At 68.9% G+C, this 25,666-nt stretch carries 20 protein-coding genes and 2 pseudogenes; 21 read left to right on the plus strand and 1 reads right to left on the minus strand.

The window, feature by feature from the left end; genetic code table 11:
• Positions 1 to 179: 179 nt before the first annotated feature.
• The 6 genes and pseudogenes from ASC95_RS07235 to ASC95_RS32220 all read left to right on the plus strand — a co-directional run.
• Positions 180 to 2,747: a glycoside hydrolase family 3 C-terminal domain-containing protein gene (locus ASC95_RS07235; RefSeq protein WP_082567578.1), complete on the plus strand. Its 2,568-nt coding sequence runs from the start codon at positions 180 to 182 to the stop codon at positions 2,745 to 2,747.
• Positions 2,744 to 5,689 (plus strand): TIM-barrel domain-containing protein, encoded by a 2,946-nt coding sequence (locus tag ASC95_RS07240; RefSeq protein ID WP_082567579.1) that lies wholly within the window; start codon positions 2,744 to 2,746, stop codon positions 5,687 to 5,689. The genes ASC95_RS07235 and ASC95_RS07240 overlap by 4 nt, the downstream gene beginning before the upstream one ends.
• A gap of 14 nt (positions 5,690 to 5,703) precedes the next feature.
• The gene (locus tag ASC95_RS30415; RefSeq protein WP_157255999.1) at positions 5,704 to 5,844 is read left to right on the plus strand and encodes a hypothetical protein; all 141 of its coding nucleotides are present in this window, start codon (positions 5,704 to 5,706) and stop codon (positions 5,842 to 5,844) included.
• A 22-nt stretch (positions 5,845 to 5,866) separates the two neighbouring features.
• A complete protein-coding gene (locus ASC95_RS07245) occupies positions 5,867 to 7,918 on the plus strand; it encodes a beta-galactosidase (protein ID WP_057297107.1) in 2,052 nt (683 codons plus the stop codon).
• 37 nt (positions 7,919 to 7,955) lie between these two features.
• A complete protein-coding gene (locus ASC95_RS07250; protein WP_235537770.1) occupies positions 7,956 to 9,902 on the plus strand; it encodes a sialate O-acetylesterase in 1,947 nt (648 codons plus the stop codon).
• Between the two features lie 41 nt (positions 9,903 to 9,943).
• Positions 9,944 to 10,117, plus strand: a pseudogene (locus ASC95_RS32220) (hypothetical protein); the annotation flags it as partial.
• A gap of 119 nt (positions 10,118 to 10,236) precedes the next feature.
• Here the strand turns inward: ASC95_RS32220 and ASC95_RS32435 are convergent.
• A pseudogene (locus ASC95_RS32435) lies at positions 10,237 to 10,344 on the minus strand (5'/3'-nucleotidase SurE); the annotation flags it as partial.
• Between the two features lie 31 nt (positions 10,345 to 10,375).
• Here ASC95_RS32435 and ASC95_RS32440 point away from each other — a divergent pair.
• From ASC95_RS32440 to ASC95_RS07330, 15 genes are all read left to right on the plus strand, one after another.
• Positions 10,376 to 11,407: a glycoside hydrolase family 27 protein gene (locus ASC95_RS32440; RefSeq protein WP_369820592.1), complete on the plus strand. Its 1,032-nt coding sequence runs from the start codon at positions 10,376 to 10,378 to the stop codon at positions 11,405 to 11,407.
• 28 nt (positions 11,408 to 11,435) lie between these two features.
• On the plus strand, positions 11,436 to 14,024 hold the full coding sequence (locus ASC95_RS07265) for a glycoside hydrolase family 2 TIM barrel-domain containing protein (protein WP_057297110.1): 2,589 nt from the start codon (positions 11,436 to 11,438) through the stop codon (positions 14,022 to 14,024).
• Between the two features lie 19 nt (positions 14,025 to 14,043).
• Positions 14,044 to 15,090 (plus strand): sugar-binding domain-containing protein, encoded by a 1,047-nt coding sequence (locus ASC95_RS07270; RefSeq protein ID WP_057297111.1) that lies wholly within the window; start codon positions 14,044 to 14,046, stop codon positions 15,088 to 15,090.
• 347 nt (positions 15,091 to 15,437) lie between these two features.
• Positions 15,438 to 16,721 (plus strand): sulfite dehydrogenase, encoded by a 1,284-nt coding sequence (gene soxC, locus ASC95_RS07275; RefSeq protein ID WP_157256004.1) that lies wholly within the window; start codon positions 15,438 to 15,440, stop codon positions 16,719 to 16,721.
• Positions 16,705 to 17,790 carry a c-type cytochrome gene (locus tag ASC95_RS07280; RefSeq protein WP_057297113.1) on the plus strand — a complete coding sequence of 362 codons (1,086 nt, stop codon included), beginning with the start codon at positions 16,705 to 16,707 and terminating at the stop codon, positions 17,788 to 17,790. Before soxC ends, ASC95_RS07280 begins: the two co-directional genes overlap by 17 nt.
• A gap of 71 nt (positions 17,791 to 17,861) precedes the next feature.
• Positions 17,862 to 18,320, plus strand: coding sequence for a thiosulfate oxidation carrier protein SoxY (gene soxY / locus ASC95_RS07285; RefSeq protein WP_162250731.1), 459 nt, complete (start codon positions 17,862 to 17,864; stop codon positions 18,318 to 18,320).
• A gap of 205 nt (positions 18,321 to 18,525) precedes the next feature.
• On the plus strand, positions 18,526 to 18,837 hold the full coding sequence (soxZ, locus tag ASC95_RS07290) for a thiosulfate oxidation carrier complex protein SoxZ (RefSeq protein WP_200960092.1): 312 nt from the start codon (positions 18,526 to 18,528) through the stop codon (positions 18,835 to 18,837).
• Between the two features lie 34 nt (positions 18,838 to 18,871).
• Positions 18,872 to 19,693, plus strand: coding sequence for a sulfur oxidation c-type cytochrome SoxA (gene soxA, locus ASC95_RS07295; protein ID WP_057297115.1), 822 nt, complete (start codon positions 18,872 to 18,874; stop codon positions 19,691 to 19,693).
• An 11-nt stretch (positions 19,694 to 19,704) separates the two neighbouring features.
• Positions 19,705 to 20,334: a sulfur oxidation c-type cytochrome SoxX gene (gene soxX / locus ASC95_RS07300; RefSeq protein WP_057297116.1), complete on the plus strand. Its 630-nt coding sequence runs from the start codon at positions 19,705 to 19,707 to the stop codon at positions 20,332 to 20,334.
• Complete coding sequence (gene soxB, locus ASC95_RS07305; RefSeq protein WP_057297117.1) at positions 20,334 to 22,073, plus strand: thiosulfohydrolase SoxB; 1,740 nt, start codon at positions 20,334 to 20,336, stop codon at positions 22,071 to 22,073. Before soxX ends, soxB begins: the two co-directional genes overlap by 1 nt.
• Positions 22,074 to 22,094: 21 nt before the next feature.
• On the plus strand, positions 22,095 to 22,610 hold the full coding sequence (locus ASC95_RS07310) for a heme-binding protein (RefSeq protein WP_057297118.1): 516 nt from the start codon (positions 22,095 to 22,097) through the stop codon (positions 22,608 to 22,610).
• A gap of 28 nt (positions 22,611 to 22,638) precedes the next feature.
• Complete coding sequence (locus ASC95_RS07315; protein WP_057297119.1) at positions 22,639 to 23,055, plus strand: DsrE family protein; 417 nt, start codon at positions 22,639 to 22,641, stop codon at positions 23,053 to 23,055.
• 47 nt (positions 23,056 to 23,102) lie between these two features.
• Complete coding sequence (locus tag ASC95_RS07320) at positions 23,103 to 24,215, plus strand: YeeE/YedE family protein (RefSeq protein WP_057297158.1); 1,113 nt, start codon at positions 23,103 to 23,105, stop codon at positions 24,213 to 24,215.
• Complete coding sequence (locus ASC95_RS07325; protein WP_057297120.1) at positions 24,215 to 25,150, plus strand: MBL fold metallo-hydrolase; 936 nt, start codon at positions 24,215 to 24,217, stop codon at positions 25,148 to 25,150. Before ASC95_RS07320 ends, ASC95_RS07325 begins: the two co-directional genes overlap by 1 nt.
• Positions 25,147 to 25,659: a TlpA disulfide reductase family protein gene (locus tag ASC95_RS07330; RefSeq protein WP_057297121.1), complete on the plus strand. Its 513-nt coding sequence runs from the start codon at positions 25,147 to 25,149 to the stop codon at positions 25,657 to 25,659. Before ASC95_RS07325 ends, ASC95_RS07330 begins: the two co-directional genes overlap by 4 nt.
• Positions 25,660 to 25,666: the final 7 nt, after the last annotated feature.

Genomic DNA, 25,666 nt, shown 5'->3' on the forward strand with positions numbered 1-25,666 from the left:
TCAGCCCCCAAGGGGACGGCGATGCTCGCGGCATCCAGCCGCGAGCACATCGCCAGCGCGGGCCGGCTTGGGAGCGGCCCGGCGCTCGGCCCGCAGGGAAAACTGCGCGCCACCTTCTGGCGAGTCTCCTGACGCTGTCGCTGGCCAGCGGCTTGACAGCCGCGTCGGCAAGCCCATCCATGCAGCAGGCCCGTGCCCTCGTGGCGCAGATGACGCTAGCCGAGAAGGCCAGCCAGCTGCAGCACGAGTCGCCGGCCATCCCGCGCCTGCAGGTCCCCGCCTACAACTGGTGGAGCGAGGGCCTGCATGGCGTGGCGCGTGCCGACATCGCCACTGTCTTTCCGCAGGCCATCGGCCTTGCCGCGACCTGGGACACGCCGCTGGCGAAGCGCGTCGGCGACGTCGTCAGCACTGAGTTCCGCGCCAAGTTCCTGAACACGGTCGGTGCGGACGGCTCGTCGGGCATCTACCGCGGCCTGACGGTGTGGTCGCCCAACGTCAACATCTTTCGCGATCCCCGCTGGGGCCGCGGCCAGGAGACCTTCGGCGAAGACCCGCTGCTGACCTCGCGCATGGGCGTGGCCTTCATCCAGGGCCTGCAGGGGCCGGATGCGAACCAGCCCCGCGTGTCGGCCGCCGTCAAGCACCTGGCCGTGCACAGTGGCCCCGAAGCCGACCGCCACAAGGAGGACGTCCATGTGTCGCCCCGCGACCTCGTGGACACCTATCTGCCGGCTTTCCATGCGGCCGTCACCGAAGGCCGTGCCGAGTCGGTCATGTGCGCCTACAACGCCGTGGACGGCGTGCCCGCCTGCGCCAGCGAGCTGCTGCTGCAGCACTACCTGCGCGACGAGTGGAAGTTCCAGGGCCATGTGGTGTCCGACTGCGGCGCCGTGGCCGACATCCACATGGACTGGGCGCACAAGCATGTGAAGACACCCGAGGAGGCCGTGGCCCTGGCCGTGCGCGCCGGCACCGACCTGATCTGCGACTTCGGCAGCAACCCGACCGCCCAGCCCGCCACGACCGTGGCCGCCGTGCAGAAGGGCCTGCTCAGCGAAGCGGAACTGGACCGCGCGCTGCACCGCCTGTTCGACGTGCGGCTGCGTCTGGGGCTGCTGGCTCCCGCGGGGCAGCGCCCCTTCCCCGAGATCACCGCCCGCGACTTCGACACGCCTGCGCACCGCGCCCTCAACCTCGAGACGGCCCGCCGCTCGCTGGTGCTGCTGAAGAACGACGGCCTGCTGCCGCTGAGGGCTGCGCCCAAGCGCATCGCCGTCATCGGCCCCAACGCCGACAGCGTGGACGCGCTGGTGGGCAACTACAACGGCACGCCGTCCAAGCCCGTCACGCTGCTGGCGGGCCTGAAGGCGCGCTACCCGCGAGCACGCATCGACTTCGTCGAAGGCACCGGCTGGGTGGCGCCGCCGCTGGAGGACGTGCCGGCAGCCAGCCTGTGCGCCGACGCCGCCTGCAGCCGCGCCGGGCTGAACTTCGAGCGATTCGCCAACCTCAAGCTCGAGGGCTCGCCGACGTCGTCGGCGGTGACACAGCAGGGCGTCTTCAAATGGGGCTGGCCGGAGCGCTACGACCGCAAGGAATCGGCACGCTGGAGCGGCTTCCTGCGCGCCAGTGAAAGCGGCGAGCACGTGCTGCGGCTCAAGGGCAACAACGGCTACCGCATCTGGATCGATGGCGAGCTGGTGGTGGACCTGTGGGACATCGCCTGGCCCACGGCCAAGCGCGGCGCGACGCTGAAGGCCGGCCAGACTTACGCCGTGCGCGTGGAGGCGATGCAGACCGGCTGGGAGGGCGAGCAACGCCTGCAATGGAGCCGCCCTGGCGCGAACGACGAGGCCGCGCTGGCCGCTGCCCGCGAGGCCGACGTGGTGGTGTTCGCCAGCGGCCTGACCTGGGAACTCGAGGGCGAAGAGATGACGGTGATGGCCCCGGGCTTTGCCGGCGGCGACCGCACCCGCATCGACCTGCCCGCGCCGCAGCTGGCGCTGCTGGAGCGCCTGGCCTCGCTGGGCCGCCCGCTGGTGGTGGTGAACTTCAGCGGCAGCCCGATGGCCTTCGGTGGCGTCACGCAGAAGCTGCCCGCCATCGTGCAGGCCTGGTATCCCGGCGGCGAAGGTGGCCAGGCCGTGGCCGAACTGCTGGCCGGCGACTTCAGCCCGTCCGGCCGGCTGCCGCTGACCTTCTACCGCTCGGCCGACCAGCTGCCGCCGTTCAAGGACTACGGCATGCAGGGTCGCACCTACCGCTGGTTCAAGGGCGAGGCGGAGTTCCCGTTCGGCCATGGCCTCAGCTATGCGCACTTCGGCTACACGCAGGCCAAGCTGCAACGCAGCCGCGTGAGCGCCGGGCAGGGCGCTCAACTGAGCGTGCTGCTGAAGAACGACAGCCCGCGCGACGCCGCCGAGGTGGTGCAGGTCTATGCCCGCCGTACCGGTGCCATGGCGCCGGAACGCACGCTGGTGGCCTTCCAGCGCGTCGCGCTGCGCGCCGGCGAATCGCGCCGGCTCAGCTTCGCGCTGGACGCCAAGGCGCTCAGCGTGGTGCAGGCCGACGGGCGGCGCGTCGTGGAACCCGGGCCGGTGGCGCTGTGGGTCGGCGGTGGCCAGCCGGTGACCGCAGCCACCGGCGTGCGCGCCCCGGGGCAGAAGCTGTTGCTGCAGGTCAGCGGCCGCGCCGAGCTGCCGGCCTTCGGTCGAACCGTGATGCATCTGGAGACTCGTGAATGAAACGCCGTGACCTCTTCGGCCTGATGGCCTGCGCCTCGGCAGGCGCGCTGGCAGCACCCGCTGGCCATCCTTCCTCCTCGCCCTCGGCCCTGGACGCCGCAGGCCAATTCCGCGCCCTCCCGCTGGACGGGCCGGCCGATGACTTCGCCTGGCGGCGCGTGGCCGAGGGCCTGCTGTTCCGCGTCGGTGGGCTGACCAAGAGCGTGCTGTTCTACGGCCCGGGCCTGGTGCGCGTGGCCGCCCACCTGGGCCAGGCGCACACCGCCCAGCCCAGCCTGGTCGTCGTGGCCAGGCCGCAGGCCGTCGCCTTCGACGTGCAGGACGCCAACGACCAGTTGACGCTGACCGGCGCCGGCCTGCGCGTGACGGTGGACAAGCGCAGCGGCGCGCTGGCCTTCTTCACCGCCGACGGCCGGCTGCTGACGCGCGAGCGCGCCACGGCGCCCACCGAGTTTCAGCGCGTCGAGATCAGCGGCAGCCCGAGCTACGCGCTGACACAGACCTTCACGCTGACGCCCGACGAATCGCTGTACGGCCTGGGCCAGTACAACCAGCCCTACATGGACTACCGCGGCCGCGAGGTGCTGATGGTGCAGACCAACATCGGCATCGTCGTGCCCTTCATGGTCTCGACGCGCCGTTGGGGGCTGCTGTGGGACGTCTATTCGAAGATGAACTTCAGCGACGGGCCCAAAGGCGCCACCTTCCGTGCCGAGAGCGCGCCCGCCGGAGCGGACTACTACTTCGTCGCCGGGGACGACATGGACGCCGTGATGGCCGGCTACCGCCAGCTCACCGGCGCGGCGCCGATGTTCCCCAAGGCCGCCTTCGGCCTCTTCATGAGCAAGGAGCGCTATCACACGCAGCAGCAGCTGCTGGACGTCGTGCGGCGCTTCCGTGCCGAGCACTTCCCGCTCGACTACATCGTGCAGGACTGGCAGTACTGGGGCGGCGAGAAGAACGGGGTGTGGGACGGCCGATGGAGCGGCATGGTCTGGGACGCCGAACGCTTCCCCGACCCCGCCGCGATGACGCGCGAGCTGCACGGCCCGCTGCAGTGCAAGCTGATGGCCTCCATCTGGCCCGGCGTCGGCAACGACACGGCGCTGGCCCGCGAACTGGACGCCAAGGGCCTGCGCTTCGAGCCGCTGCACTGGATCTCCAAGAAGGCCCGCATCTATGACGCCTTCAGTCCCGAGGGCCGCCGCATCTACTTCAAGCACACGAAGAAGGGCCTGCTCGACGTCGGCGTCGATGCGCTGTGGATGGACGGCACCGAGGTCGAGGTCGGCGGCGCCGCGCACGACCCCGGCGAGGTCGAGGCCGACATCAAGCGGCTGGGCCGCAATGCGCTGGGCGACTTCACGCGCTACCTCAACGTCTACAGCCTCGTGACCACGCGCGGCGTCTACGAAGGCCAGCGCGCCGCCGGCCCGACGGCCAAGCGCGCGCTGACGCTGACGCGTTCGGCCTGGGCCGGGCAGCAGCGCTACGCCGCCCTGCCCTGGTCCGGCGACACCACGGCCTCCTGGGCCGCGCTGCGCCAGCAGATCGCCGGCGGCCTGAACGTCGGCATGGCCGGCCTGCCCTACTGGTCGCAGGACACGGGCGGCTTCTTCGTCAACCACGCCGGCGGCGAGCGCAACCCGGCGTGGCGCGAGCTCTATGCCCGCTGGAACCAGTTCGGCATCTTCAACCCGGTCTACCGCATCCACGGCACCAGCGTCGAGCGTGAGCCCTATCTGTTCAAGACGCTGGACCCGGCGGTCTACGGCTCGCTGCTGAGCGCCGCCCGTCTGCGCTACCAGCTGCTGCCCTACATCTACAGCCTGGCCTGGCGCAGCACGCAGGAGGGCTACATCATGATGCGCGGCCTGGCCATGGACTTCCCCGACCAGCCGGCGCTGCGCAAGCTGGACGACACCTACATGTTCGGCCCGGCCTTCCTGGTGCAGCCGATCACACGGGCGATGTTCCACGCGGAGTTGCCCCGGCCTGAGACGGTGCCGCCCACGCAGCTGCGCACGCCGGACGGCCAGCCCGGCCTGGTGCTGGCGTATTTCGAAGGCAAGGCCTTCGAGAAGCCGGCCAGCAGCACCGTCGACACGGTGATCGAGCACACCTGGCCCAACCCACCGCTGGGCAGCATCCCGCCGGGCCTCGCCAACCTGGACAGTTTCTCGGCACGCTGGACCGGCCAGCTCATCGCCATGGAAAGTGGCGAGCACGAGATCGGCGTCGAGGGCGACGACGGCTTCCGGCTGTGGCTGGACGACCAGCTCGTCGTCGACGACTGGGTCGTCGGCGGCGCGCGTTTCAACGGGCACCGTCTGACGCTGCGCGAAGGCCAGGTGTTGAAGCTGCGCATCGACTTCTTCCAGGCCGGCGGCGGCCGGGTGCTGCGCCTGGCCTGGCGCACGCCCAGCCAGCTGCGCGAGCTGGCCGCCGCCCAACCCAAGCTCGACCAGCGCCAGGCGACGCTGCTGCCGGCCGGCACGGACTGGTTCGATTTCTGGACCGGCCAGCGGCACACCGGCGGCGGCAGCGTCACACGTGACTACGCGCTGGACCAGTTCCCGCTGTTCGTGCGCGCCGGGTCCCTGGTGCCGCTGGGGCCGGTGGTGGAACACACCGGCCAGAGCCTCGATGCGCCCTGGGAGATCCGCGTCTACCCGGGCGCCGATGGCCGCTTCACCCTCTACGAGGACGACGGCGAGACCTACCGCTACGAACGCGGCGAGCGCGCCACCACCGCCTTGCGCTGGGACGATGCGAGCCGCACGCTGCACATCGGCGTCCGCCAGGGCCGCTACCCCGGCATGGCCGGCCGCCGCGAGCTGCAGGTGCGCCTGATGGCGTCACCCGGTCAGGCCGAGCAGACCCGCACCGTGCCCTACCAGGGCCAAGCCGCCACGGTCCGTTTCGCAGTGCCCAAGCTTTGACGACAGGCGATCCGATGAATCCGATGCCCGACAAGCCGCTCTCCCGGCGCAAGGCCCTGCAAGCGGCCCTTGCCGGGTCGGCCGCGGCCAGCGCGATGGCACCGCCGCAGGATGTCGTCTGCACCGACCGCGCCACCGAGGCGAGGCTGGCCTGAAACCCATCGATCCAACCCGAACATGAAACTGAAGAGAAGCCTCATCGCCTGCACGCTGGCCCTGGCAGCGCTCAACCCCGCCCTGGCCCAGAGCGCCGAAGGCCATCCCGCCTGGCCCGGCCCCGGCCAGCTGTTCGCCGGCACCTGCTACCAGCCCGTGGACCGCACGCTGGAGCAGGTCAAGCGCGACGTCGCGCTGATGAAGCAGTCCGGCTTCAAGGTCGTGCGCGTGGGCGACCTGTCCTGGGACTACTTCGAGCCCACCGAGGGCAAGTTCGAGTTCAAGCACTTCGACGCGGTGATGAACGAGATGCAGGCCGCCGGCATCAAGGTCATCCTCGACATCCCCGGCATCCCGGCCCCGATGTGGCTGCACCACAAATACCCCGGCGTCGACATCGTCAACCAGGCCGGCACCCGCCTGGCGCCGGCCGAGCGCTACATGGACAACATCGGCGACCCCGACTACCGGCGCCTGGCCCGGCGCATGGCCGACACGCTGACCAAGCGCTACGCCAAGCACCCCGCGCTGCTGGCCGTGGGCTATGACAACGAGATCGGCAACGGCTACATCTCCTACTCCGAGGGCGACCGCAAGCGCTTCGTCGAATGGCTGAAGAAGCGCTACGGCAGCATCGACGCGTTGAACAAGGCCTGGGCGACGCAGCGCTGGTCGCGCCGCATCGGCACCTGGGACGAGGTGCGCCTGCCCTATGCCGACGGCCCCGGCCCGGCGGAGCGCTACCTGGACCTGCGACGTTTCTGGTCGGACATCACCATTGCGACGCTCGACGACCTGGAGGCCGTGCGTCGCAAGAACACGCCGGACAAGCCCACGCTGTCCAACTACTGGAGCTGGTCGGGCCGCAAGGGCTTCGACTTCCACGGCAGCTACCGCCAGCACACCACCTACGGCGCCATGGGCTTCTATGCCGGCGACCCGGTCAACGGCGGCTGGGAGGCCGCCCTCATCAAGGCCGGCATGACGACGCCGACCTGGTTCAACGAGTTCACTGCCGGCGGCCCGGGCCACTACGGCAGCAAGGGCTGGTCGCGCATGTGGTCGCATTTCGTGCTGCTGATGGGCGGCCAGGCGGCACTGGCGTGGACCTTCAACAGCCATCTCGGCGGTGAGGAGCAGGTGCTGATGGGTCTGCTCGACCATGACGACCGGCCCTCGTGGAAGCTGGCTGAATGGGCCCGCATCGCCAGCGACTACGCCAAGCTGGAGAAGCTCGGCTTCCCACGCAAGGTCGAGCCCAAGGTGGCCATCGCCTACTCCTTCGACAACGTCGCCGCCCACAGCGCCAACGGCCCGGCCAACAGCTCGCGCGATTACCTGAAGACGCACTACCAGAAGCAGGCCCTGGGCGCCTTCGAGCCGCTGCTCAAGGACAACATCGACGTCGCCGTCATCAAGCTGTCCTACGAGGACCTGAGCCGCTACCGCCTCATCGTCCTGCCGGGCATGTACCTGCTGGACAAGGCCTCGACCGAGGCGGTGCGCAAGTTCGTCGCCGATGGCGGCACGGTCATCATGACGGCGCAGTCGGCCAAGGTGAACGACAACAACCTGTGGCACGCCACACCGCTGCCCGGCGGCCTGACGGACGTCTTCGGCCTGCGCACCAACGAGTTCGGCCAAGCGGCGGGCACGTTGAAGATCGGTGACGAGGAGGTCAAGAGCACGATCGAGCACTACGAGGTGCTGGAACCCTCCACTGCCGAAGTGCTGAGCCGCTTCAGCAACTTCGACGGCACGCCGCCTGCGATCACCGTCAACCGGTTCGGCAAGGGCCGCGCCATCTACCTCGCCACCCCGGCGCAGCCGCAGCTCATGAAGCCGCTGCTGCGCTCGCTCTACGCGAGCTTGGGGCTCGAACCGGGGCCGAAGACGCCCGACGGCGTGTTTGCGCGCGTCGTCGAGGGCCGCACGCTTTACGTCAACACCAACTGGTCGCCAGTGGAGGTTCCCATCTCCGGCGCGATGAAAGGCGTGCTCGGCGGCCAGCGCTGGGAAGGCAGCCTGAAGCTGGAGGCGCTGGGCGTGGAACTGCTGGAACCGCAAAACTGAGATGAAGAACCGAAAGACGAGAACGAACCCAATGAAAATGAAAGCCCTGCCCCTCATGCTGGCCCTGCTGGCCGCCGCCGCCCAGGCCGAAGTGCGCCTGTCCGAGGTCTTCGGCGAGCACATGGTGCTGCAGCGCGACCGCCCGCTGAACCTCTGGGGCCAGGCCACGCCCGGCCAGACGTTGACCGTTGACCTCGCCGGGCGCAAGGCCACGGCGCGTGTCGGTGCCGACGGCCGCTGGCGCGCGCAGCTGGCCGCGCTGCCGGCTGGTGGCCCGCACCGTCTCGTTGTCACGGGCGACAAGACCGTCGTGCTGAACGACATCCTGATCGGCGACGTCTGGCTGCTGGGCGGCCAGTCCAACATGGAATGGGTGCTTGCCGACACCGACACCGGCCCGCAGGAAGTGGCCTCGCCGCAGAACGCGCAGCTGCGCCACCTGCGCGTGCCGCACCGCGCCAGCGTCAAGGTCGAGGCCGATATCGCGCCGGCCTCCTGGGTGGTTGCCGAGCCCGGCAGCGTCGGTGGGTTCAGCGCCGTCGGCTATCACTTCGCCAAGCAGATGCAGGCCGTGCAGGGCGTGCCCATCGGCCTCATCAACACCGCCTGGGGCGGCTCCATGCTGGAGACCTGGATGAGCCGCGAGGCCGCGCTGCGCGACCCCGACCTGGCGCCCTTCGTCAACAAGCTGCCCGCCGAGAACGCGTCCTTCGGCGCCGTGCTGGCCCAGCGCATGCTGCCGCGCATCGCCGCCTGGCAGCCGGGCCTGCCGCTGGACGGCGTGGAAGCCTCGGGCTGGTCGGCCGCTGCCGACATCGATGGCAAGTGGCCGACGCTGAAGGCCCCCGGCAATTGGGAAGGCCAGGGCCTGTACGACGTGGACGGCGTGGTCTGGATGCGCAAGCGCGTCGAGCTGACCGCCGCGCAAGCAGCCGGCGCCGCCACGCTGCACCTCGCCAAGGTGGACGACTGCGACGAGGTCTGGGTCAACGGCCAGAAGGTCGGCGGCCAGTGCGGCTGGGAGCTGCCGCGCCGCTACACGCTGCCTGCGGGCCTGCTCAAGGCCGGCGCGAACTGGATCGCCGTGCGCGTGACCGACAACGCCGGTGGTGGTGGCATCCACGGCGAGGCCGCCAACCTGCGGCTGGACACGGCGGCCGGCGCGGTCTCGCTGGCCGGCACGTGGCGCGCGCGCGTCGAGAAGATCGCGATGCCGGCCGGCCCGGTCGCCAACGATGCGCCGACGCTGGGCCACAACGGCCTGGTCGCGCCGCTGCAGGGCCTGTCCGTGAAGGGCGTGCTCTGGTACCAGGGCGAAGAGAACGCCGGGCGCGCGGCGGCCTATGCCGATGGCTTCAAGCGCCTGATCCAGGACTGGCGCGCCCAGTTCGCCGATCCCAAGCTGCCCTTCTTCTTCGTGCAGCTGGCGTCCTGGCTGCCGATGGCGGACAACCGGCCCGACGGCAACGGCTGGGCCGAGCTGCGCGCCAGCCAGGCCGCGGCGCTGGGCCTGCCCCACACCGGCATGGCCACGGCCATCGACATCGGCGACACGGTCGACATCCACCCGCGCAACAAGCGCACCGTCGGCCAGCGCCTGGCGGGACTCGCGATGCACGAGCTGGGCCTGCGCGCCGCGCCGGCCACGGGCCCGCGCCTGGTCGGCCACCAAGCCAGGGGTGCTGAATTCGAGCTGCGCTTCGACACCACCGTCGGCGGCCTGCGCACGGCCCGCAGTGGCGAGCCGGTGCGCGGCTTCTACGTGGCCGGTGCCGACCGCCGCTGGCAGCCCGCCGAGGCGCGCCTCGACGGTGACCGCATCGTGCTGCGCAGCCCCGCCGTGCCGGCGCCCGTGGCGGCACGCTATGCCTGGGTCAACAACGCCAGCGAGGCCAACGTCGTCGGCGGCGACGGCCTGCCGCTGCCGCCGCTGCGCACCGATGACTGGCCGCTGGAATCCGCCAATCGGCGCTACGGTCGCTGAACCGCCAACACTTTCCCCTCACCTCTCGACAGGAAATTTCCATGCATCCGCTGTTCCGACATGCTGCGCAGGCCCTCGCCCTGCTCGGCTGCCTTGCCGCCGCACCCGCCCACGCCCACGAGACGCTCAAGCTCGACGCCGCCAAGCCCAACCTGGCGCCCACGCCGCCGATGGGCTGGAACTCCTGGAACAAGTTCGCCTGCAACGTCAGCGAGCAGTTGATCCGCCAGCAGGCCGACGCGATGGCCGCCTCCGGCATGAAGGACGCCGGCTACCAGTACATCGTCATCGACGACTGCTGGCAGAAGAGCCGCGACGCCGACGGCAACATCCAGGCCGACCCCGAGCGTTTCCCTTCAGGCATCAAGGCGTCACAAGCTTTGACGAGGGCCTCGAGGCCCGGTGCAAGGTAACCGTCGTCGTTGGAAATCAAGATGCGCATGCCCCTCCTTTCGGCCGGCCGCGGCATTCCNTTGATCCGCCAGCAGGCCGACGCGATGGCCGCCTCCGGCATGAAGGACGCCGGCTACCAGTACATCGTCATCGACGACTGCTGGCAGAAGAGCCGCGACGCCGACGGCAACATCCAGGCCGACCCGGAGCGCTTCCCCAGCGGCATCAAGGCGCTGGCCGACTACGTGCACAGCAAGGGCCTGAAGTTCGGCCTGTACTCCGACGCCGGCTCGCTGACCTGCGGCGGCCGTCCGGGCAGCGCCGGCCATGAGTTCCAGGACGCCCGCCAGTACGCCAAGTGGGGCGTGGACTACCTGAAGTACGACTGGTGCCACACCGGCACGCGCAACGCCGAAGCCGCCTACACCATCATGGCCAAGGCGCTGCGCGAGTCGGGCCGGGACATCGTGCTGTCCATCTGCGAATGGGGAACCGCCAATCCCGAGCGCTGGGGCCCGACGACCGGCCACCTGTGGCGCACCACCGGCGACATCTACGACGCCTGGGAAGGCCAGAAGGACTGGTCGCACGGCATGACCAACATCCTCGACATGCAGGTCGAGCGCGCCGCCCATGCCGGCCCCAACGGCTGGAACGACCCCGACATGCTGGAAGTCGGCAACGGCGGCATGACGACGACGGAATACGAGAGCCACTTCTCGCTGTGGGCCATGCTCGCGGCACCGCTGATCGCCGGCAACGACCTGTCCAGGATGGACGCCGACACCGTGCGCATCCTGACCAACAAGGACGTCATCGCCGTGGACCAGGATCCGCTGGGCAAGCAAGGGCGCCGGATGCTGAAGGAAGGTGACCTCGAAGTCTGGGTGCGGCCGCTGCAGGGTGGTGAGTTCGCGGCCGTGCTGTTCAACCGCGGCAAGACGCCGGCCGACATGAAGCTGAAGTGGGACCGCCTGGGCCTGGCTACCGAACAGAAGGCCGACGTGAAAGACCTGTGGAGCAAGAAGGTCACGAAGGGCGTCAGCGGCAGCTACGGCGGCAAGGTCGCCCCGCATGGCGTGATCATGGTGCGGGTCACGCCGCAGCGTTGATTGTGCAGCCCAGGCCAAGGACGTCGACATGAAACGGCTTTTTCACCTCGCAGTGGCCCTGTGCCTGGGCTTACTCGCCAGCATCGCCAGCGCGGTTCCGCGCAGCAGCGAACCCATCAACCGCGACTGGCTCTTCACCCTCGGCAACCCGCCCGGTGCGCACGCGGCGGAACACGACACCTCGCAATGGCGGCGCGCCGACCTGCCCCACTCGTTCTCGGAGCCTTACTTTCTGGGCACCGGCTTCTACGTGGGTCATGGCTGGTATCGCAAAAACCTCGAACTGCCCACCAGCGCGCAGGGCAAGCGCATCACGTTGGAGTTTGACGGTGTCTTCCAGGACGCCGTCATCTGGGTCAACGGCAAGCAGGCCGGTCGCCACGTCGGCGGCTACACCGGCTTCAGCGTCGACATCACATCGCATGTGAAGACCGGCCGCAACCTGCTGGCCGTGCACGTCAACAACGAGTGGAACGCCCGCGTCGCACCACGCGCCGGCGAGCACGTGTTCTCGGGCGGCATCTACCGCAACGTGCGCCTGGTCATCACCGATCCTGTGCACGTGGCCTGGTACGGCACCTTCGTGACCACGCCGCAGGTGTCCGACGAGCGGGCCACCGTGCGCGTGCAGACCGAGGTGTTCAACGGCCGCCCCGCGCCGGCCAAGGTCGCCGTGGTGTCCGAAGTGCTGGACGCCGCCGGCCAGCGCGTGGCGCAGCATCGCAGCGAGCAGACCGTGCCCGCCGCGGGCAAGCTCGACTACGACCAGACCCTGCCCGCCATCCCCTCGCCGCGGCTGTGGTCGCCCGGGCAGCCCTATCTCTACAAGTTGGTCAGCCGCCTTTTCGTGAACGGCCGGGCAGTCGACCGCTTCGAGACGCCCTTCGGCATCCGCACGGTCAAGTTCACCGCCGACAAGGGTTTCTTCCTGAACGGCAAGCACCTCTACATGATCGGCGCCAACGTCCACCAGGACCAGGCCGGCTGGGGCGACGGCGTGACCGACGGCGCCGCGAGGCGCGACGTGAAGATGGTCAAGGACGCCGGCTTCAACTTCATCCGCGGCTCGCACTACCCGCATTCGCCGGCCTTCTCGAAGGCGACCGACGAGCTGGGCATGCTGTTCTGGTCCGAAGCGCCCTTCTGGGGCATCGGCGGCTTCGGTGCGGACGGCAGCTGGCTGTCCAGCGCCTACCCGCCCGACCCGGCGGACCGTCCCGAGTTCGAGGCGAGCGTGCTGCGCCAGGTCGAGGAAATGGTGCGCATCCACCGCAACCACCCGTCCATCGTCATCTGGAGCGCCAGCAACGAGCCCTTCTTCACCCAGGGCGAGGCGATGGGGGCGATGCGGGACTTCCTCAAACGCGAGGTGGCCTTCTTCCACCGCATCGACCCGACACGGCCGGTCGCCATCGGCGGTGCGCAGCGCGGCGAGATCGACAAGCTGGGCGACGTGGCGGGCTACAACGGCGACGGCGCGACGCTGTTCTTGAACCCCGGCGTGCCCTCGGTCGTGTCGGAATACGGCTCGACGATGGTGGACCGCCCCGGTGCCTACGAGCCCGGCTTCGGCCTGATGCCCGACACGCCGGACCAGCAGGCCAACCCGCGTCCCTACTCGTGGCGCTACCCCTGGCGCTCGGGCGAGGCGCTGTGGTGCGCCTTCGACCACGGCTCCATCGCTTCCATCGAGTTCGGCGCCATGGGCTTCGTCGACTACTTCCGCCTGCCCAAGCGCCAGTACCACTGGTACCGCCACACCTACGCCGGCGTGCCACCGCCCGCCTGGCCGGTGGACGGCAAGCCCGCGCAGCTGCAACTGGCCGCCAGCCAGACCGTCATCCGCGGCACGCAGGGGCTGGACGACACCCATCTCGTCGTCACCGTGCAGGACGGGACCGGCCGGGCGCTGAGCAACTCGCCGGACGTGACGCTGACCATCGTCAGCGGCCCAGGCAAGTTCCCCACCGGGCGCAGCATCGCTTTCAGCAGCAAGTCGCCGGTCGCCATCCGCGACGGCCAGGCCGCGATCAGCTTCCGGTCGTACTTCGCTGGCGAGACCGTCATCGAGGCGACGTCCCCCGGCCTCAAGCCCGCTCGCATCACCATCACGACGACCGGGGCGGAGCGCTTCGTGCCGGGCGTCTCGCCGCTGGCGCCCGACCAGCCGGTCATCACCTACCCGCCGATCAACCGCAAGTCCTTGCCGGACGACCCGATCAACGTGACCACCAGCCGGCCCACCGCCACCAGCGGCTCCGCGCCTGGGCACGAGGCGCCGCTGGCCAACGACGGCAACCCGGACACCTTCTGGCGCGCCGACGCCAAGAACGGCGAGGCCTACTGGGTGGGCCACCTGGAGAACGTCTATGCGTTGCACTGGCTGTCGGTGCAGATGCCTGACGACAGCAACCCGGACTTCGTCGTGGAGATCAGCAACGACCAGACCCACTGGCGCCAGGTGGCCGAAGTCAAGGAACGCCGCAAGAACCACGAGGCCGCGCTGTTCGGCGGCGACAACAAGGCGGCTTTCCTGCGCATCCGCTTCCCTGCCGTCACGCTCGATCACCCGGCGCAACTCAGCGAAGTGCGCGTATTCGCCAAGCCCAAGAACTGAACTTCAACAAGAGAGACCCATGGCACAGCTCGCCCTCCGCAGTGGCCTCATCGCATTGGCGCTGGCCATCGTCGGCGCACAGGGCTACGCCGACAACCTGCGCGAGCGCACCCGCATCGACGACGGCTGGCGTTTCGCGCTAGGCCATGCCAACGATCCCGCCAAGGATTTCGACCACGGCATGCGCCCCTTCTTCTTTGGCAAGGCCGGCTACGGCGACGGCCCGGCTGCGGCCGACTTCGAGGACCGTCCCTGGCGTCGCGTCGACGTGCCGCACGACTGGGCGGTGGAACTGCCGTTCAGCGAGCGCGGCAGCTCCCAGCACGGCATGAAGGCCGTCGGCCGCGGCTTCCCGGAGAACAGCGTCGGCTGGTACCGGCGCGAACTGGCCATTCCGGCGGCCGGCAAGGGCCGGCGCTTCACGCTGGAGTTCGACGGCGTGTTCCGCGACAGCGTCGTCTGGGTCAACGGGCACTACCTGAATCGCGAGGCCAGCGGCTATTCGGGCTTCCAAGTCGACATCAGCGACTACCTGAACTTCGGCGGCCGCAATGTCGTCGCGGTGCGGGTGGACGCGACGACGCAGGAGGGCTGGTGGTACGAGGGCGCCGGCATCTACCGCCATGTCTGGCTGACGCAGACCGGGCCGCTGCATGTGGCGCCACACGGCAGCTTCGTGCGCGCGACAGTCAACGGAGACATCGCCGACGTGACGGTGGACACAACCGTGCGCAACGACGGCAAGGCGGGCGATCACTTCGCGCTGGAACACGAGCTGCGCGATCCGGCTGGTCGCGTCGTCGCCCGCGCAAGCGAGCCGGCCCGCACCGTCGCGGCCGACGCAACCACGGACGTGAGCGCCCAGTTGCGCGTGGAGTCGCCGCTGCTGTGGTCGCTCGACACTCCGCAGCGCTACACACTGACCACGACCATCAAGCGCGGCGCCGAGGTCGTCGACCGCATCGACACGCCCTTCGGCATCCGCAGGCGGATTGACGCCTGGCTCCTTGCGCACAAACGCCGGAGCCGTTGGCGCCGGCCCGCAGGCTTTCAGTCTTCACCCTAGGGTAGACACCAACGTGTTAAATATCCGTCATCGTTAATATAAACATAAACTGATGTTTTGGAAGACGATGCCAAGGCAAGCGACCCCGGCCCAGCGGTGTTGGCGGTCAGCCCAGATGAACCCGTGACAGGCCCTCAGGCCTGAACGCAAGAGACAAGGCTTCAGATGCAGTCCGCGAATCCATCGGCGCGATCAATGCCTGACCACCTCTCGCCGCGTGCGACGGGCAGGCCGCTGACAGTTTCAGCAGGTCTCCAGGAGGTTCTGTGAGCCATGACCCGAGCCAGTCCGGCCGACTGAAAAAGGCGCCCGAGGGATTCCTGAATCGCGAAGGCATCCGGACCGTGATGGAAGAAGCCAAGGCGGGTCGACGCGATTTCGTCCGCAAAGCGTTTGCGACCGCCTTTGCAGGCTCGGCCGCTGCGAGCGCGATTGCGCAGGTCAAGAGTGAGGGGGACCCCAACATCCTGAATCTGCCCGAGCACAGCATTGGACTGGGCCAGGCTGTCGCGACCGATGGCTACGGCAAGCCCTCCAAATATGAGGCCAACGTCCAGCGCCGGCCGAGCCCGGGTCTGACGCAAACGGTCCAGGCCTCGGTTTCCTTCGCACCTCTGCAGTCGCTTTTCGGCATCGTCACGCCCAGTGGCTTGCATTTCGAGCGCCATCACCAGGGCTGGTGGGACATCGACCCCTCCAAACACCGCCTGATGGTGAACGGCAGCGACGACAAGCTGCTGAAGCGGCCCCTGGTCTTCACGATGGACGAACTGATGCGCCTGCCCAGCGTGAGCCGCTTCCATTTCATCGAATGCGGCGCCAACACGGGCATGGAGTGGGGCAACGTCGCCGTTCCAACCTGCCAGTACACCCACGGCATGCTGAGTTGCAGCGAGTTCACCGGCGTGCCGCTGCGCGTGCTGTTCGAGCTCTGCGGTGTGGACTACAAGCGCGCCCGCTATGTGCTGGCAGAAGGCGCTGACGGGTCCAGCATGACGCGCACCGTGCCGATGGAGCTGGTGGAGAGCGGCGAGGTCATCGTCGCCTATGGCCAGAACGGCGAGATGCTGCGCCCCGAGCAGGGCTACCCGCTTCGCCTGGTGGTCCCCGGCGTGCAAGGCGTGAGCTGGGTCAAGTACCTGCGCCGCCTGGAGGTGGGCGACCAGCCTTACGGCACCAAGGACGAGACCATTCACTACATCGACCTGATGCCTGGCGGCCTGCACCGCCAATACACGAGTACACAAGAATGCAAGAGCGTCGTCACCACGCCCTCGGGCGGCCAGGTGTTGCTCGACAAAGGCTACTACCAGGTCAGCGGGCTCGCCTGGTCCGGTCGCGGCAAGGTCAAGCGGGTGGACGTGACCACCGACGGTGGCCGCAACTGGCGCGTTGCGCGCCTGCAGGACCCTGTGATGAGCAAATGCCTGACCCGCTTCACGCTGGACTGGCGATGGGACGGCAAGCCCGCCTTCCTGCAAAGCCGCGCCATGGATGAGAGCGGTTATGTGCAGCCCAGCACCCGCCAGCTGCGCGCCGTGCGCGGTACGCGCTCGATCTATCACAACAACGCCATCCAGTCCTGGCTGGTCGAGGAAAGCGGCGAGGTGCGCAATGTCCAGCTCACGTAAGCCGCTCGCCGCCGCGCTGCTGGCGCTGGCCGCACTCGGCACGGCCTCGGCGCAGAGCGCCTACCCTGGCATCGGCAGGCCGGCCACCGCGGCGGAGCTCAAAGCCTGGGACATCGACGTGCGGCCCGACTTCAAGGGCCTGCCCAAGGGCGCTGGCTCGGTGAACCTGGGCCAGGACGTCTGGGAGGCCCGCTGCGCCTCCTGCCACGGCGTCTTTGGCGAAAGCAACGAGACCTTCTCGCCGCTGGTAGGCGGCACCACGGCCGAGGACATCAAGACCGGCCGGGTCGCTCGAATGAATGACCCCAGCTTCCCTGGCCGCACGACGTTGATGAAGGTGTCCACCGTCTCGACGCTGTGGGACTACATCAATCGCGCCATGCCCTGGAACGCGCCCAAGTCCTTGAAGACCGACGAGGTCTATGCGGTGACGGCCTACCTGCTGAACCTGGGCGGCATCGTGCCGGCCGATTTCACGCTGTCAGACGCCAACATTGCCGAGGTGCAGCAGCGGCTGCCCAACCGCAACGGTGTGACGACCGCCCACGCGATGTGGCCGGGCAAGAGCCTGGGCAAGGCCGGTTCGGTCGATGTGAAGGCCGTGGCCTGCATGCACGACTGCGTGACGGAGCCCAAGGTCGCTTCGCTGCTGCCCGACTTCGCGCGCAACAACCATGGCAACCTCGCCGAGCAGCAGCGGCAGATCGGCCCGCAGCGCGGCATCGACACGACCCGGCCGCCCGGCACGCGCGCGACCGCTCCGATCATCGTGGCTGCGACACCTCCGGCCGCGCCGGCGCCTGGCGCGGCCTCATCAGCACTGGCACTGCTGAAGAAGCATTCGTGCACCGCCTGCCATGGCATGGAACAAAAGCTGGTGGGCCCCGGGTTCAAGCAAGTGGCTGTCAAGTACGGTACGCGCGTTGACGCCGAGGCCTACCTCGCCGGCCGGATCAAGGCTGGCGGCCAGGGCGTCTGGGGCCCCACTCCCATGCCGGCGCAGCCGCTGACGGACGCCGAGCTCAAGACCTTGGCTGCCTGGCTCGCCGCCGGTGCCGCCAGCCGCTGACACCGCCCAGGAAATCCCCCATGCGCATCACTCGCCACACACCTACCGTCATGGCACTACAGGAGACAACCATGCTGACCCGCCGAACTGCCCTTGCGCGCTCCGCGCAAGTGGCGCTGATGCTGGGAGGCCTGGGTTTGCTGCCCCAGGCAGCCCGCGCCGCCTACTCGACTGCTGCCTTCGAGGCCAAGACCATGGCCGACCTGATGAAGGCCCTGGGCGCCGGCGCGCCTGCCGAGAGCAAGGACATCACGGTCACCGCGCCCGACATCGCTGAGAACGGCGCCGTCGTGCCGGTGGGCGCCTCCACCTCGCTGGCCGGCGTCAGGCGCCTGCTCATCCTGGTCGAGAAGAACCCCAGCCTGCTGTCGGCAGCCTTCGACGTCAGCGACTCCGTGGAGCCCAGCTTCACGACGCGCGTCAAGATGGGGCAGTCATCCAACGTCATCGCGGTGGCCCTGATGGCGGACGGCAAGGTGCTGTACGCCCAGAAGGAAGTCAAGGTCACCCTCGGTGGCTGCGGCGGGTGAGATGGAGCCCCTCGTCCGGTCTCGCGCCGCTGAACGCGGGCGTGCCCAGCCGGTCCCCCGCGGGGACGCGGCTGCTTGCGGCATCGAGCCGCAAGCAGCCGCAGGTGGGCCGGCTTGGGAGCGGCCCAGCGCTCGGCCCGGAATGCCCGGGTTCCTGTGCCAAGGCGAGTTGAACAACTGAAAAGCAACTGAACAGGAGACACACATGCCAGATCCCATGCGCATCCGCGCCCAGTCGGCCGGCGAGAAAACCACCGTTCGCGTGCTGATGAGCCACGAGATGGAGACCGGCTTGCGCAAGGACGCGGCCGGCAAGACCATCCCGGCCTGGTTCATCCAGGAGGTGAGCGCCCAACTCAATGGCAAGCCCGTCCTCACAGCCGAGTGGGGGCCCTCGGTATCGAAGAACCCCTTCCTGCAGTTCGTCGTCAAGGGGGCCAAGGCCGGCGACAAGATCGCCATCACCTGGCGTGACAACCGCGGCGAGACCCGCACCGACGAAGCCACGGTCTCCTGACCGCCCTCGACCTTTCGCCATTGCAGGAGGGCCTATGCGCTCCAGATTGATCGCCTTCGTAGCCGCCGCAGCGGGTGCAATCGCTGCGGTGCCCTTGCTGGCGCAGACGCCGGCTGCACCGAAGTCCGCCGCGGACGGCATTGCCGAGTACCGCAGGATGCTCGAGGACGGCAACCCGGCCGAGCTCTTCGAGGCCAAGGGCGAGGAGCTCTGGAAGACGCCACGCGGCCCCAAGAACGCGTCGCTCGAGGCCTGCGACCTGGGCCTGGGCCCGGGCATGGTCAAGGGCGCCTGGGTGCAGCTGCCGCGCTGGTTCCCCGACACCCGCAAGGTGCAGGACCTGGAGTCGCGGCTGCTGAGCTGCATGCAGACGCTGCAGGGTTTCGATGCCGCCGAGATTGCCAGCACACCGTTCGACAAGGGCGAGCAGGCGACCGTCACGGCACTGGCTGCATGGATCTCCTCGCTGTCGCGCAACATGAAGATGGCGCTGCCGCAGAAGCACCCCGAGGAGAAGCGCTTCTACGAGCTTGGCAAGCGGGCGTTCTTCTTCCGCGGCGGGCCGATGGATTTCTCCTGCGCCAGCTGCCATGGCGAGGACGGCAGGCGCATCCGCCTGCAGGACCTGCCCAACCTGACCAAGAACCCCGGCGACGGCGTCGGCTTCGCGGCCTGGCCGGCCTACCGGGTGTCCAGCGGCGAGCTGTGGAGCATGCAGCGCCGGCTCAATGACTGCTTCCGCCAACAGCGCTTCCCCTACCCGGGCTTTGCGTCCGACGTGACGGTGGCGTTGGCCGTCTACATGGGCGTCAACGCCAAGGGCGCCGAGTCCATCGCACCCGCGCTCAAGCGCTGAGGAGAACGACCATGAAGATCCGATACCTCGCCGCCCTCGTGCTGGTCAGCGGTAGCGCGCAGGCACAGACCGCCAGTCAGCTCGATCAGCAGACCGACGCGATGATGCGCGCCTCCTTCCGAGACCAGGGCATTGCCAAGGTGGAGCGCCTGAATCAGGACGATGCGCAGAAGGCCTGCTCGCAGGCCAGGCCGCCATCACCCGCCGTTGCGAAGAAGATCGAGGCCGCGCAGCTGGCCGCCGTCAAATGGCCCGCCGACGGCCAATTCATCGGCGACTGGAAGGAGGGTGAGAAGTTGGCCCAGAACGGTCGCGGCATGACCTGGACCGACGCCAGCGCGGCCCCTGCGAAGAACGGTGGCAGCTGCTACAACTGCCACCAGATGGACAAGAAGGAAATCTCCTTCGGCACCATCGGCCCCAGCCTCTGGAACTACGGCAAGTTGCGCGGCGTCGCTGACCCCGCCGACCCGGCCTCGGCGGCCATCGTCAAGTACACCTGGGGCAAGCTGTGGAACAGCAAGGCCTATGCCGCCTGCTCCCACATGCCGCGCTTCGGCCACGCCGAGTTGCTGTCCGAGCAGCAGATCCGCGACGTCATGGCGCTGCTGCTGGACCCCAAGTCGCCGGTGAACCAGTAATGTCGCTGTCCAAGCGCGATTTCCTGCAGGTGCTGTCCTGCGCCGCTGTCGCGGGCATGCCGCTCGGCCGCGAGGCCGAGGCGGCAAGCGACAAGGCCGAGTCCCAGCTTTACGAACTGCCCTCCTTCGGCAATGTGTCGCTGCTGCATATGACGGACTGCCATGCTCAGCTCAACCCGATCTACTTCCGCGAACCCAGCGTCAATCTCGGCCTGGGAAGCATGCAGGGCCAACTCCCGCACCTGGTGGGCGAGTCGCTGCTGAAGGCCGCGGGCCTGCGCCCCGGCACGGCGGCGGCCCATGCGTTCACCTCGCTCAATTTCGAGACGGCCGCACGGCGCTACGGTCGTGTGGGCGGGTTCGCCCATCTGGCCACGCTGGTCAAGCGCCTCAAGGCCAGCCGCCCCGGCGCACTGCTGCTGGACGGCGGAGACACCTGGCAGGGCTCGGCCACGTCGCTGTGGACGAACGCCCAGGACATGGTGGACGCCTGCAAGCTGCTGGGTGTGGACGTGATGACCGGCCACTGGGAGTTCACCTACGGCATGGAGCGGGTCAAGGAGATCGTCGAGAAGGACTTCGCCGGCAGGGTCGACTTCGTCGCCCAGAACGTCAAGACGGCGGACTTCGGCGACCCGGTCTTCAAACCCTATTCGCTGCGCGACATCAACGGCGTGCCCGTCGCCATCATTGGCCAGGCCTTCCCCTACACGCCCATTGCCAACCCGCGCTACCTGGTGGCCGACTGGGAGTTCGGCATCCAGGACGCCAACATGCAGAAGGTCGTGGACGAGGCCCGCGCGGCCGGCGCCCAGTTGGTCTGCGTGTTGTCGCACAACGGCATGGACGTCGACCTGAAGATGGCTTCGCGCGTGCGCGGTATCGACGCCATCTTCGGCGGCCACACGCACGACGGCGTGCCGCTGGCGGTGCCGGTCAAGAACCCCGGCGGCACGACGCTGGTCACCAACGCGGGTAGCAACGGCAAGTTCCTCGGCGTCATGGATTTCGACGTCAAGGGTGGTCGACTGGTGGACTTCCGCTACCGCCTGCTGCCGGTGTTCGCCAACCAGCTCAGGCCCGACCCCGAGATGCAGGCGCTCATCACCAAGGTGCGCGCGCCCTATGAAGCGCGGCTGGCCGAGAAGCTGGCCGTCACCGACGGGCTGCTGTACCGCCGCGGCAACTTCAATGGCAGCTGGGACCAGCTCATCTGCGATGCGCTGATGGACTCCCAGGGCGCCGAGATCGCCTTCTCGCCGGGCTTCCGCTGGGGCACCAGTCTGCTGCCAGGCGACACCATCACGCGCGAATTGCTGATGGACCAGCTCGCCATCACCTACCCCTACGCCACTCTGACCGAGATGACCGGCTCGACCATCAAGACCGTGCTGGAGGACGTGGCGGACAACCTCTTCAACCCCGATCCTTACTACCAGCAGGGCGGCGACATGGTGCGCGTCGGCGGCCTGACCTACACGATGCAACCGGCGGAGGCCATGGGCCGGCGCGTCACCGACATGCGCCTGCACGGCAAGCCCATTGAGGCAGACAAGCGCTACAAGGTGGCCGGCTGGGCGCCCGTGGCCGAAGAAGCCAGGAGCGCACCGGGCGTGAAGCCCGTCTGGGACCATGTCGAGACCTGGCTGCGCAGCCAGGGCGGGCGCGTGAAGCCGCGCCACATCAACACGCCCCGCCTCGTGGCCATGCAGGGCAACCCCGGCATGCCGCCGGGTTGAAGCCCAATACCGGAGTTCGCCATGTCCAGAACCGTTGCCCAGGCCGCATTGACGCTGGCGCTGCTGACGCTGCTGCCGGTGGCGCAGGCCGCCGAGCCGCCGCCCCTGTTCAGCGCACAGCAGCTCACGCCGGAGACGGCGCTCATCGCTGCGCGCGCTGCACTTGCGCACTGCCGTGGCGCCGGGCATCAGGTGGCCGTGGCCGTCGTTGACCGCGCGGGCCTGGTGCAGGTGCTGCTGCGCGACCGTTTCGCCGGTGCCCACACAGTGGACATCGCACCACGCAAGGCCTGGACGGCGGCCAGCTTTCGCATGTCGACTGCAGCGTTGGCAGCAGAGACCCAGGCCGGCAAGCCCATGAGTGGCATCCGCCAGTCGCCGCAGGTGATGGCCATTGGTGGCGGTCAGGTCATCGAGGCGTCGGGCGGAGTGGTCGGCGCCATCGGCGTGTCCGGCGCGCCAGGCGGCGAGGCCGACGACGCCTGCGCGCTGGCCGGCGTCAAGGCCGTCGCAGACAGCATCGAGCTCGGCAACTGACGGTCCACCCGTCCCACTGGAGAACCCCATGCGCAAGCGCTTCCTGTTCGCTCTCTTCGCGATGATTCTTGCCACGCCGCTCGCCTGGGCGGGTGACCTGGTGGTCTACCACTTCGACAACGCGGCCGCGCAGGGGCTCAAGGGCCTGCGCAACATCCGCAACCACCTGGACACCGACCCCTCGGCCCAGATCACCGTGGTGACTCACGCCGAGGGCGTGGACATGCTGATGGAAGGTGCCAAGGCCGCCACCAACGACACCGAATACGCGCCACTCGTCTCGGCCCTCAAGGCCCGCGGCGTGCGCTTCGAGATCTGCGAGATCACGCTGAAGAACCGCGGCCTGAAGAAGGAGCAGTTCATCATGGACGCCGACTTCACGCCCTCCGGCGTCGTTCGGATCGTCAAGCTGCAAAAGCAGGGCTACGCCTACATCAAGCCTTGATGCAACTCAAGTCGGCCCGGGGCGGCGCAGGCACAGACTGGCGCTCCATGTCTGCGCTGCTTGAATCCGCCATCGACGCGCTGGGCGAAAGCGGCACGCTCGCCCTGGGCGCCTGTGTGATCGGCGCGCTCTTCGGCTTCTTCGCCCAGCGCTCCAAGTTCTGCCTGCGCTCGGCCGTCATCGAGTTCTCGCGCAACCAGACGGGCGGGCGCCTGACGGTCTGGCTGTTTGCCTTCGCCACAGCCGTCGGGGTGACCCAGTGGCTGGCCTGGATCGGCTGGTTCGATGCCGGCAACGCCCGCCAGATCGCAGCGCGCGGCAGCCTGTCGGGCGCTGCCATCGGCGGGGCGCTGTTCGGCATGGGCATGATCCTGGCGCGCGGCTGCTCCAGCCGGCTGCTGGTACTGGCGGCCCAGGGCAATCTGCGCTCGCTGCTGTCGGGGCTGATCTTTGCGGTGAGCGCGCAGTCGGCGCTGACCGGCGCGTTGTTGCCGCTGCGCCTGGCGATGTCCGAGTGGTGGACCATCGACGGCGGCGGCGCGCGTGACCTGCTGGCGCGCACCGGCATCGGCCATGTCGGTGCCCTGGTCTTTGCCGCGGTCTGGTTCTGCGCCGCCGTCTTCTGGGCGCGGCGCCAACGTGTCGGCTTCTGGGGCTGGGCAGGCGCCATCGGCGTCGGGCTGGCCGTCGCCTCGGGCTGGTGGTTCACATACGCCATGTCCAGGCTCGCGTTCGACCCGCATCCCATCCAGTCGCTCAGCTTCACCGGGCCGTCCGCCGAGGTGCTGACCCGCGTGCTCTTTGTCAGCGACAAGCCCTTGACCTTCGACTTCGGCCTGGTGCCGGGCGTCTTCCTCGGCGCCTTCGCGGCCGCTGCGCTGTCGCGCGAGCTCAAGCTGGAGGGCTTCCAAGGTGGCGCGAGCATGCGGCGCTACATCGCGGGGGCCGTGTGCATGGGCTTTGGCGGCATGCTGGCCGGTGGCTGCGCGGTGGGTGCGGGCCTCTCGGGCGCGGCGATCTTCACGGCCACCGCCTGGGTCACGCTGGTCGCCATGTGGGCCGCGGCCATGCTGACCGACCGCCTGGTGGACCAGCGCGGCACCCACGCCATCGACGCGCCCGCGCCGTTGTCCGCTGTCGAATCGGGTGCGATGCGCTGATGCTGCAAGCCTGTCATCTCCTGGCCTGGTGGTTGGTGTCGGCGCTGTCGGGCATGGTGCACGCCGCGCCGTTGAAGCTCTTGCCGGTAGCGCCCAACATCTGGTTCGTCCAGGGAGAGGCGGCGCTGGGCACGCGCGAGAACCGCAACTTCATCTCGAACGCTGGCGTGGTCGTGACGCCGGCCGGGGTGGTCGTCATCGACGCGCTGGGCTCGCCAGCGGTCGCCGAGTCGCTGCTGGAGGCGATCCGCGCGATCACGCCCCAGCCCGTGCGCTACGTGATCCTGACGCATTACCACGCCGACCACATCTACGGCCTGCAAGTCTTCAAGGATCAAGGTGCCACGGTCATCGCCCACGAGGCGGGGCGCGAGTACCTGCAGTCCGACACGGCCCAGCTTCGGCTGCAGGCCAGCCGCGAGACGCTCGCGCCGTGGATTGACGCGAAGACCCGCCTCGTGCCCGCCGACCGCTGGATTCGCGACGACACAGCGCTGGAGCTGGGGGGCGAGCGGCTGCTGATCCGTCATGTCGGGCCGGCCCACACGCCGGAAGACCTGAGCGTGTGGGTCGAGCGCTCTCGCGTGCTCTTTGCCGGCGACCTGGCCTTCCGCGGCCGCATCCCCTACGTGGGTCAGGCCGACAGCCGCGGCTGGATCGCCGCACTGTCCAGGTTGATCGAGACGACGCCTGACGTCATCGTTCCAGGCCACGGGCCGCTGTCCACGCACGCGCTGGACGACCTCCGCATGACGCGCGACTACCTGCAATACCTGCGCACCACCATGGGTCAGGCCGCCGCCAGCATGGAACCCTTCGACGAGGCCTATGCGCGCACCGACTGGTCGGCCTTCGAAGGCCTGCCGTTGTTCCGGGTGGCCAACCGCATGAACGCCTACAACACCTACCTGCTGATGGAGCGCGGCGAGCCATGACCCTGCCCTGCCGTTCGTGGTGGCTTGCCGCCGTCGCCCTGCTGGCCGGCTTTGCCCAGGCAGCACCCACCGCCGAAGCGCTCTTCGCTCGCTGTCCCGACGGCCCGCCGACGAGCGATGTGCTGAACCGCACTATCGACGCCGGGTTCTGGCGCACGGGGCCGGTGCTCGCGGTGTTCTGGTCGGTCGACTGCGCCTTCTGCCGCCGGCACAACGAGCGGCTGGGCCGGCTGCTGCGGGAGCCGGCGCTGGCCGCGACCCGGGTGCTGGGCGTGTCCACCGACGGTCGGCTCGACACGGTGCGCAACGCCGTACAAAAGTGGGGCTATTCATTCCCGGTGATCGTCGACGGCTCGGGGGCTTGCGGGCTGCAGGCGCAGCTCACGCCGCGCAAGCTCGTGCCCATGACGTGCTGGCTGGGCGCGGCACCGGCGCAGCCGCGCTGCATCCCTGGCGAGATGAGCGACGACGACCTGCGCGGGCTGCTGCGCCATGGCAGCAGCCGTTGAAGGCGCC

Source organism: Pelomonas sp. Root1217 (genome assembly GCF_001425705.1).
In the GTDB taxonomy this organism is placed as follows: domain Bacteria; phylum Pseudomonadota; class Gammaproteobacteria; order Burkholderiales; family Burkholderiaceae_C; genus Pelomonas.

Coding starts and splice junctions, on each gene's coding strand:
- ASC95_RS07315 (WP_057297119.1), top strand. CDS start 22,639: ATGCGCAAGCGCTTCCTGTTCGCTCTCTTCGCGATGATTCTTGCCACG.
- ASC95_RS07235 (WP_082567578.1), top strand. CDS start 180: ATGCAGCAGGCCCGTGCCCTCGTGGCGCAGATGACGCTAGCCGAGAAG.
- soxX (WP_057297116.1), top strand. CDS start 19,705: ATGAAGATCCGATACCTCGCCGCCCTCGTGCTGGTCAGCGGTAGCGCG.
- ASC95_RS07320 (WP_057297158.1), top strand. CDS start 23,103: ATGTCTGCGCTGCTTGAATCCGCCATCGACGCGCTGGGCGAAAGCGGC.
- ASC95_RS07270 (WP_057297111.1), top strand. CDS start 14,044: ATGGCACAGCTCGCCCTCCGCAGTGGCCTCATCGCATTGGCGCTGGCC.
- ASC95_RS07245 (WP_057297107.1), top strand. CDS start 5,867: ATGAAACTGAAGAGAAGCCTCATCGCCTGCACGCTGGCCCTGGCAGCG.
- soxY (WP_162250731.1), top strand. CDS start 17,862: ATGCTGACCCGCCGAACTGCCCTTGCGCGCTCCGCGCAAGTGGCGCTG.
- ASC95_RS07280 (WP_057297113.1), top strand. CDS start 16,705: ATGTCCAGCTCACGTAAGCCGCTCGCCGCCGCGCTGCTGGCGCTGGCC.
- ASC95_RS07310 (WP_057297118.1), top strand. CDS start 22,095: ATGTCCAGAACCGTTGCCCAGGCCGCATTGACGCTGGCGCTGCTGACG.
- ASC95_RS30415 (WP_157255999.1), top strand. CDS start 5,704: ATGAATCCGATGCCCGACAAGCCGCTCTCCCGGCGCAAGGCCCTGCAA.
- ASC95_RS07250 (WP_235537770.1), top strand. CDS start 7,956: ATGAAAGCCCTGCCCCTCATGCTGGCCCTGCTGGCCGCCGCCGCCCAG.
- soxZ (WP_200960092.1), top strand. CDS start 18,526: ATGCCAGATCCCATGCGCATCCGCGCCCAGTCGGCCGGCGAGAAAACC.
- ASC95_RS07330 (WP_057297121.1), top strand. CDS start 25,147: ATGACCCTGCCCTGCCGTTCGTGGTGGCTTGCCGCCGTCGCCCTGCTG.
- soxB (WP_057297117.1), top strand. CDS start 20,334: ATGTCGCTGTCCAAGCGCGATTTCCTGCAGGTGCTGTCCTGCGCCGCT.
- ASC95_RS07265 (WP_057297110.1), top strand. CDS start 11,436: ATGAAACGGCTTTTTCACCTCGCAGTGGCCCTGTGCCTGGGCTTACTC.
- soxA (WP_057297115.1), top strand. CDS start 18,872: ATGCGCTCCAGATTGATCGCCTTCGTAGCCGCCGCAGCGGGTGCAATC.
- ASC95_RS07240 (WP_082567579.1), top strand. CDS start 2,744: ATGAAACGCCGTGACCTCTTCGGCCTGATGGCCTGCGCCTCGGCAGGC.
- soxC (WP_157256004.1), top strand. CDS start 15,438: ATGGAAGAAGCCAAGGCGGGTCGACGCGATTTCGTCCGCAAAGCGTTT.
- ASC95_RS07325 (WP_057297120.1), top strand. CDS start 24,215: ATGCTGCAAGCCTGTCATCTCCTGGCCTGGTGGTTGGTGTCGGCGCTG.